Source organism: Bacteroides sp. AR29, assembly GCF_900217715.1.
Lineage (GTDB): Bacteria > Bacteroidota > Bacteroidia > Bacteroidales > Bacteroidaceae > Bacteroides > Bacteroides uniformis.
On record NZ_OBMS01000044.1, the window covers coordinates 1 to 8050 of the forward strand.

An 8050-nucleotide genomic window follows, 5' to 3' on the forward strand; every position below is an offset into this window, starting at 1 on the left:
TACTCTAAAGTGCCTTCAGGAAGAAGAAGGCGATAACCGTTTAACTCCATAAGCTATGAATTTGGAGACAAAGATAATAATTTATAAATTTACCCCTCAGGTTTTTACATTGACCCATACTCCTCACAGAGTATCCCTACATCATAGGAAGGAATCAATTACCTAAACCAGTCCTTGTACAAAAGAGTTTACTTTCTCAAAATGTTCAAAATAGCTGGAAACTTATTCCGATATTTTGCATTCTGTATCAATCACACTTAATAGTACTTCCTTCCTTACTTTATCAAGCCAGTGATAAGACAACCCGTTATCACCTTATAGAAATAAGAATACAAAAAGAATATTTCATCTTTCAAAAAACATTCTATACCAATAACTCTACTATTTTCGATTTCCGACATGCAAATATAACCCTTTTTGTTTATACGAAAAGCAAAATCAGTTATCTTTGCAAAGATGAAATTCAATCAAATATGAAAATTCTCTGGATAGACCTCAATAGCTCGTATGCACACTCTTCGTTGGCACTCCCTGCACTGCACGCACAAATAGCAAAGAACAATTCCGTAAAATGGGAAATCGTATCTGCCACCATCAATGAAAACGTAGGAATGATTGTCGACGAAATATACCGGCACCAACCCGACATCATTGCCGCAACGACATGGTTGTTCAACCACGAACAACTGTTGCACATCACAGCGAGATTAAAAGCATTGCTTCCCAATAGCTGCTTCATCTTGGGTGGACCTGAATTCTTAGGAAACAATGAAGACTTTCTGCATAAAAACCCTTTCATCGACTGTGTATTCAGGGGAGAGGGAGAAGAAGCATTCCCCCAATGGCTGTCTTGCTGGAACCAGCCGGAAAAATGGAACAGTATTCCGGGACTCTGCTATATGAATCCTCAAAAGCAATATATAGACAACGGCATAGCCCGTGTACTTAACTTTTCACGGCTCGTACCACCGGAAAACAGCTGTTTTTTCAACTGGAGCAAACCATTCGTACAACTGGAGACTACCCGAGGCTGTTTCAACACATGCGCATTCTGCGTCAGCGGTGAAGAAAAACCGGTGCGCACACTGTCCATTGAAAGTATCCGTGAACGCCTTCAAATTATCCACAGTCATGGAATAAAAAACGTACGCGTCCTCGACCGGACCTTTAATTATAATCCGCGCCGTGCTAAAGAATTACTGCAACTTTTCCTGGAATTCAACCCGGACATATGCTTTCACTTAGAAATACACCCTGCACTATTATCCGAAGAGCTGAAAAATGAATTGAAAAAGCTACCTAAAGGATTGCTCCATCTCGAGGCCGGTATTCAAAGCCTGCGCGAACCGGTCCTCCAGAAAAGCCGTCGGATGGGAAGCCTGGAGGACTCACTGCAAGGTCTTCGTTTCCTATGTTCCCTACCCAATATGGAAACACACGCCGACCTCATTGCCGGCTTGCCTCTATACCGCCTATCCGAAATATTTGAAGATGTGCGTACACTTGCCGGATACAATGCCGGCGAGATACAGCTTGAATCCCTGAAGTTACTTCCCGGCACAGAAATGAGAAGAAGAGCGGAAGAACTAGGCATCCGATATTCTCCTCTCCCCCCTTATGAAGTGCTTCAAACAAATGAAATCAGTGTCAACGAGCTTCAAACAGCCCGGCAACTGTCACGTCTTCTGGATGGATTCTATAACACAACTGCTTGGCAAGCCATCACCCGCAAGCTGATTCTGGATGACAACGACTTCCTACGTCGCTTTCTGGAATTTTTAATCGATAAAAATCTTATAGACCAGCCCATGAGCCTGGAAAAGCGAGGCCTCGTACTCTATGAATTCTGCAGTATGCATTATCCGGCCTATAAAATCATGGTCACCATTGCCTGGATAGAGGCAGGCATGTCATTAAAGAAAAAACCAGCAGAGAAAGTCAAGACCAAGCGCCAGATGCCACCGGAATATTGGGAAGTCATCTATGGAAACTACAAAGAAAGCCTCCGCTTATGTTTTCTACCCATTGACGACAATACCCAAAATGGTTATTGGTTCGGCTTCGAATCGGAAATACAAAAAGCAGAACCAGTATTCAAAGCCAAAGGAATAATGGAGAGGTATCAAAATACACAATCACCGCAGATTAACACAGATAAAAGTTCTTGATTATCAGAAATTCTATAGCAATCTGTGTAACCTGCGGCGAGTTATGCCCTCATTTCTTCTCCTATCCGCAGTGGAAATACTTCTCGACCAGTTTCAGCATCTCCTCCGGACTGTCTTGTATCTCTGCACGCAAGGTTCTATCCTCGTAAGAACGCAGTTTGGAAATAACCCCATCAACCATTGCAGGACTGAACACATGATATTGCTCAAAGACAGCACGCTGTCTTTCCAAACAATCGGCAGAAGCGGCACAACTGTCAGGAAGCTGTTCCAGTTGTTTCAACTTATCTTCATTTTCTTTCTTGTGGATATTTACATTGACATATGTTTTTTCTGCAATTCCTAAAGCATCGTCTATCTCAAATCCATAACGGCAAGCTACAGCAAGTCCGGCAATCAATTGATACAAATCGGCCGAACCGTCAGGCGAACGCATTTCCACCGTCTGTTTCTGTGTAGTATCATAATGACTTGGGGTCTCCAACGGATTTGCCAACATGCACATATCCGTTTTTGCCGACCAGCCCAACGGAACGCGTACCAATACCGAACGGTTGCGGTCGCCCCAGCAAATGTTGGTCGGTGCTTCCTGATGAGGAACCAGACGAAAATAGGAAGTAGGATTTGTATTACCGAAAGCTGTAATGGAAGAAGCCAGCTTCATCATGCCCGCAATGGCCTTACGGGCTGTTTCAGAAAGTGCCCCATCTTTCAGCATCTGGTTCTGCCCGTCCTTCATGATACGCATATGTATATGTAATCCGGAACCGGCTTTTCCTGCCGTGATTTTCGGTGCAAAAGTAATGTTATATCCATACTGGCTAGCCAGATTACGAATAACCCATTTTGCTATCACCAGTTGGTCAGCAGCCTCCTCGGCACGCACCGGCAGGAATTCTATTTCATTCTGCTCATAAATCTTATCGTCCAGCGTAAAATTACCGACTTCAGAATGCCCATACTTTATCTGTCCGCCTGCCTGCGCAATATATGACATACATTCCGTACGGAAATCATTGAACTTGGCATAAGGGGCCGATTCGTGATAACCACGCTGGTCGGTAGCCGGGAACAATCCGTCATTTTCAGAAATGACATAATATTCCAATTCTCCCATAGCCTGAAATTCCATCCCCGTAACCGTAGTGAATGCCTGACATGCCTTACGCAGGGTATATTCCGGAGAACTTTCCAGCGGTTCACCATCCTTATTGAAATAAGAACAGAGCATTGACAGTGTGGGCAATTCAGAAAAAGGGTCTATAAAAGCGGTCCGGAAACGCGGCACTACATACAAATCACTGCTACCGGCCTCTATAAACGGAAACAAGCTGGAACCATCTACGCGTTCACCACATGTAAGTATGGCATCAAGGTATGCTTCATTATTGATGACAAAGTTCAGTGTCTTCAGTCTCCCGTCTGCCGCAGGATACATGAAGTTCACCATACGAATGTCGTTCTCCTTTATATAGGAAACAATGTCTGCTTTCGTAAATTCGGAAGCCGGTTTTTGAAGGGCAGCCACCAATAGATTGGGGCTCATGGATAATTCCTGGTTCATAATACGCTGATTGTTTTTAGTTTTCTATATGGTTAACAAAACACATGCAATTTTCTGTCACAATAAAAAACTGCTGTTTCGCAAAGATACTAAAAGTTGTATCAGAAAAAAAACAAACAACCTAAATCTTATCAGTGAGCCTCAACCTTTTCCGTCGTATCCCCACTTCACGTAAATAGCTCCCCAGGCAAATCCTGCTCCGAATGCTGTAAAAATCAGTTTATCCCCCTTTTTAAGCTTATCCTCGAAATCCCATACACACAACGGAAGCGTGCCGGCACTTGTATTTCCATACCGTTCTATATTGACCATTACCTTTTCGGGAGATACTCCCAAGCGTTGCGAAACTGCAGTAATTATACGCATGTTTGCCTGATGGGGAATCACCCAGTCAATGTCCTCCTTCGTCAAGTGATTCCTCTCCATGACCGCCTCACAAGCATCCGCCATATTGGCCACAGCATATTTAAAGACTGTACGTCCTTCCTGATAAATATAATGCATCCGATTGTCCAGTGTATAGTAAGATGGAGCACATACGGAACCTCCTGCTTTGATATGTAAAAAGGGCAGACCTTTCCCGTCTGTTCTCAATACGGCATCCATTACTCCCATATCTTCCCGGGTGGGTTCCAGCATGAAAGCGGCAGCACCGTCACCAAAAATCGGACAAGTGGCACGATCGGTATAATCAATCACCGACGACATTTTATCAGCCCCTACTACAATGACCTTCTTGTATTTTCCCGAACGGATAAAATTGGCTCCAGTTTCCAATGCATACAAAAAGCCACTACAAACAGCCTGCATATCAAAAGCAAAAGCATTCTTAAGCTTTACTCTCTCACATAATATGGATGCTGTTGAAGGAAAATGATAATCGGCCGTTGTAGTGGCCACAATCACCAAATCAATATCATCAGGATTAGATTTTGTACGTTGCATTAATTGTTTTACAGCTTTACGGGCCATAAACGAAGTCCCCAATCCTTCTTCGTGCAAGATACGTCTTTCCTTTATACCGATACGCCCCATTATCCACTCATCTGTCGTATCTACCATTTTGGATATTTCTTCATTGGTCAGAATATAGTCAGGAACATACCCTCCCACTCCCGTAATTACTGCATTTATTTTCTCCATTAATTCTATCTAGTTTAGTATTGGAATCGGCTCAAAGATAATATTCTTAAAACGCCGAGCGCAAATATACTGAAAAGAGGGTAAAATCCAATAAAGGAAGAACAAAAAGACACTCCCGACAAACTATCACATGGATATACAAAAAAAATCAACTGTCCTTTTTCTATCATTCTTTTGTCAATTTTGTATCAATGAGTTTGAGCAATACAGACTAAATTTGCATAATAAAATGTATCGGGTATTTAAAGAGCAAGTAACTAATCAAAAATACATACAAATAAAATTAACATAACATTTTTATATCTTATGAAACAAAACCGCTTAATTAGCATTGGGGCTTTCATTTTAGTGCTTGCACTTTCAGGCCTTATGACAGGTTGTATGGAGAAAGACGTATACGACCCGAATCGTGAAAAAGAACCTCTTCCTGACCCGGATAAATATTTCGGCTTTGAGATGCGCAGTGATGTCCGGCTTTCTGTCAACTATGACATTTACGGGTTTACTCCTTTGATAGAAATTTACGGTGAAAATCCGATGGAAACAGTGGAAGGTACGCCGATAAAGAAAGAGGGTATAGAAGCCTTGTTCAAAACCTATACCGACAACAGCGGTAAGTATGAGGGAAAAATGCAGCTTCCTACCTATCTTAATAAAGTTTATTTATATACTGCGACATGGGGATTGCCGGGATGCATAGAACTTGAAATTAAAGACAATGCTGTCATTTTTGACATGTCGGCAAAATCAAATCCTAAAACAAAGTCTGTCACTCGCGCTTCGTCTGATGTACCTTATTTAGTAAACAAATCCCAAAATCTATACTCACTGTGCTATTGGGGAGAAGGAGGTCAGCTGAACAGCCAATATATGACAAAGGAAAAAAATATTGGTAATGAAAGTATTTTGGATTTGACAGACCGGATGAAAACATTCTTCAATAAAGGAGGACAAGACAATTCAAAATTACTTGGTAATGGAAAAACTATCAATATTTCGATAAAGGAGGACAACACCGCATTGAATCTCATTTTTCTCAATCGAAGTGCAAGTTATAACAATACTTTCGGATATTATTTTTATAAAACCGGAACGTCCGTCGATGTAGACCAAGTGAGGAAATACATTATATTCCCCAATGTGTCTTTTGACTGGTATGGCGGCCAAATATTGATTTTAGAATCCGGGAATAAAGTTCGTCTGCTTTACTTCGATGAAGACGGCCAAGCCCATGATACATTCCCAGCAGGATATACAGTAGGCTGGTTTCTTTATGCCGACGGTTTTAAGAACGGTTATGGAAATAATTTAGAAGATTATCTTAAATTGCCTGATTTATATAATCCATACAATTCAAATCTTCGCACTTCCAATCCCCAAAACAACATGTCGGCCTTTGTCTCTGTTAAAGACCAAAAAAGCGGCAAGACGATTCTTGGAGCAGAAGATGGTGTAAATCAAAGCTACTGTGACCTTTTATTTTATGTAGATGCTACTCCGGGAAGTTCTATTGACGATCCTGAAAGGCCGTCTATTCCCGATGAAGGTGATAAAGAAGAACCCAAACCCGATGAAGATGAAAATGTTACCGGCACACTGGCATTCGAAGATATTTGGCCTTCCGGTGGCGATTATGACATGAATGACGTAATTGTAGAATACGAACGCAAAGTCTATTTCGACAAAAAGAATATAGTAACGAAGATCGTTGACGAATTCACTCCGGTACATGATGGCGCTACATATGTTAACGCATTTGCCTATCAGATAGATGCAGCACAAATTGGCGATAAAATCACTTTGCCGGAAGGTGCAATATTGGAAAAAGAGACTTCGTCCATTATCGTAATGTCCAATGCCAAACAGAATATAGGCAATAAATATGTAGTCACCAGAGAATTCAACGGTTCTTTCCTAAAGAATCAGCTATTGTCCTATAATCCATACATCATCGTAAAATATTCACAAGGAGAACAGAATCGCACAGAGGTTCATCTGCCCAAACACAAAGCTACAGCTTATGCCAATCAGTCATTGATTGGCAGCAATGATGATGCTTACTATATCGACCGTAAAGGAGCATATCCATTTGCTATCGATATACCGATGCTAGGGTTTACCCCGGTAACAGAAAGGAACAGAATTGACAGCCAATATCCCGGTTTTGCTACATGGGCAAAATCAATGGGAAATGACTGTAAGGATTGGTATAAAAAATAACAGAACAAAAGACAATGAATCATGTGTGGAGTGCCCCCTTATTCGGACGCTCCACCTGTTTTTTTTTGAATTATTGCATATTGACTTGGAGAAATATTATATTCTGCCATGAAACACCTGGAAAAATAAGAAGGATTGGAATAGCCTACCATATACATTACTTCCGATACAGTGAATCTGCCTTGTAATAAAAGTGTAGCGGCTCTTATCATCCTAACACGCCGAATAAGGCTTACTGGAGTAACCCCCGTCAACTGTTTAATCTTTCGATACAACAGTTTTCGATTCATTCCCAACAGTTGACAGAGCATAGCAACATTAAACTCTGTATTTTCCATATGCTCTTCCAACACTGAAACAAGCTTGTTAAGCCAAATTCGTTTCAATTCCAGTTGTCTGTTTTCCAATGGTTTGCATGAATCTATTTTCTCCAATTTTAATATTCCTTCTAAGATCTGTTTGGCTTGTAGTGAGTCCATACCAACTTGATTTTGCAAAGCCTGCAGTTCATTTTTATCTGGTAAAGACACAATAATATTAATTAAGACTCCAGTATCATTTTCCTCACATCTTATGTCAACCTGGCCTTGATATAGATTAACAAATTTGGGAATTAAATGTAACCCCACAAGAGCGATTATTTCATCTATTATTTTAAGAATTTGTTTTGAAATGCTTAGAAAAATCTCTTAAGGAGTATTTGTATAAATGCCACCGTTACCATTGCTTCTGCCGTTTCCGTCAGGAATTCGTAATCAATAGTGAGCCTTCTATAGTTTTCCAACCATGAGAAAGTCCTTTCAACAATCCATCGTTTAGGTACTACATTGAATTTTCTGGGGTTTTCTTTGGGTCTGAGTACAACCTCCAAGTCCCATCCGAACTTTTGTTTTGTCCACATAGCCAAATCCCCTTGATAACCTCCGTCAGCAAGTATCTTGCAGAGTCTTGGGAA

Annotated in this window: 6 protein-coding genes; 2 read left to right on the forward strand and 4 right to left on the reverse strand. The window is 41.1% G+C overall.

Annotation, left to right across the window (positions count from 1 at the left end):
* Nucleotides 1-473: 473 nt before the first annotated feature.
* A complete protein-coding gene (locus CSD97_RS18335; protein ID WP_005831566.1) occupies nt 474-2168 on the forward strand; it encodes a B12-binding domain-containing radical SAM protein in 1695 nt (564 codons plus the stop codon).
* A gap of 61 nt (nt 2169-2229) precedes the next feature.
* On the opposite strand, the gene CSD97_RS18340 is transcribed toward CSD97_RS18335, so the two are convergent.
* Together CSD97_RS18340 and CSD97_RS18345 are read right to left on the reverse strand one after the other, a co-directional pair.
* Nucleotides 2230-3732 (reverse strand): glutamine synthetase family protein, encoded by a 1503-nt coding sequence (locus CSD97_RS18340; protein WP_005832480.1) that lies wholly within the window; start codon nt 3730-3732, stop codon nt 2230-2232.
* Nucleotides 3733-3873: 141 nt separating this feature from the next.
* Entirely contained in the window at nt 3874-4875 is a 1002-nt protein-coding gene (locus CSD97_RS18345; RefSeq protein WP_005831570.1) for a beta-ketoacyl-ACP synthase III, read from the reverse strand.
* A gap of 306 nt (nt 4876-5181) precedes the next feature.
* Here CSD97_RS18345 and CSD97_RS18350 point away from each other — a divergent pair, with 306 nt between their 5' ends.
* The gene (locus tag CSD97_RS18350; protein ID WP_005831574.1) at nt 5182-7095 is read left to right on the forward strand and encodes an LruC domain-containing protein; all 1914 of its coding nucleotides are present in this window, start codon (nt 5182-5184) and stop codon (nt 7093-7095) included.
* Nucleotides 7096-7133: 38 nt separating this feature from the next.
* Here the strand turns inward: CSD97_RS18350 and CSD97_RS18355 are convergent, their stop codons facing one another.
* Nucleotides 7134-7724, reverse strand: a complete 591-nt coding sequence (locus tag CSD97_RS18355) for an AraC family transcriptional regulator (RefSeq protein ID WP_244284061.1) — start codon at nt 7722-7724, stop codon at nt 7134-7136.
* Between the two features lie 47 nt (nt 7725-7771).
* On the reverse strand, nt 7772-8050 hold a 279-nt coding region (locus tag CSD97_RS18360), incomplete at its 5' end, for a transposase (protein ID WP_143272447.1).

Bases quoted from the DNA above. Each gene is read 5' to 3' on its own strand.
- CSD97_RS18335 (WP_005831566.1), top strand. From the start codon at position 474: ATGAAAATTCTCTGGATAGACCTCAATAGCTCGTATGCACACTCTTCG.
- CSD97_RS18340 (WP_005832480.1), bottom strand. From the start codon at position 3,732: ATGAACCAGGAATTATCCATGAGCCCCAATCTATTGGTGGCTGCCCTT.
- CSD97_RS18345 (WP_005831570.1), bottom strand. From the start codon at position 4,875: ATGGAGAAAATAAATGCAGTAATTACGGGAGTGGGAGGGTATGTTCCT.
- CSD97_RS18350 (WP_005831574.1), top strand. From the start codon at position 5,182: ATGAAACAAAACCGCTTAATTAGCATTGGGGCTTTCATTTTAGTGCTT.